Source organism: Mycobacterium sp. 1465703.0 (genome assembly GCF_001672975.1).
GTDB lineage: Bacteria > Actinomycetota > Actinomycetes > Mycobacteriales > Mycobacteriaceae > Mycobacterium.
Window position 1 is genome coordinate 1 of record NZ_LZKU01000279.1, and the last position, 572, is coordinate 572.

A 572-nucleotide genomic window follows, 5' to 3' on the forward strand; every position below is an offset into this window, starting at 1 on the left:
ATTGGTTCGGGTCCTGCTGGGTATACCGCGGCGTTGTATGCGGCGCGGGCGCAGTTGGCGCCGGTGGTGTTTGAGGGCACGGCGTTTGGTGGGGCGTTGATGACCACGACCGAGGTGGAGAATTTCCCGGGTTTCCGCGACGGGATCACCGGTCCGGAGTTGATGGATCAGATGCGTGAGCAGGCGTTGCGGTTCGGGGCGGATCTGCGCATGGAAGACGTCGAGTCGGTGTCGTTGCGGGGTCGGGTCAAGTCGGTGACCACCAGCGAGGGTGAGACGGTGCGCGCGCGGGCGGTGATCTTGGCGATGGGGGCGGCGGCCCGGTATTTGGGGGTGCCCGGTGAGCAGGAGTTGTTGGGCCGCGGGGTGTCCTCGTGTGCGACCTGTGATGGGTTCTTTTTCCGGGATCAAGACATCGCGGTGATCGGGGGTGGGGACTCGGCGATGGAGGAGGCCACCTTTTTGACCCGGTTTGCCCGCAGTGTGACCCTGGTGCACCGGCGTGAGGAGTTTCGGGCGTCGCGGATCATGCTGGAGCGGGCCAAGGCCAACGACAAGATCACCATCTTGAC

At 65.0% G+C, this 572-nt stretch carries 1 protein-coding gene; it reads left to right on the top strand.

Annotated features, from left to right (window positions below):
* A partial coding sequence (locus A5625_RS26325) for an NAD(P)/FAD-dependent oxidoreductase (RefSeq protein WP_197516236.1) occupies window positions 1–572 on the top strand: 572 nt, incomplete at both ends.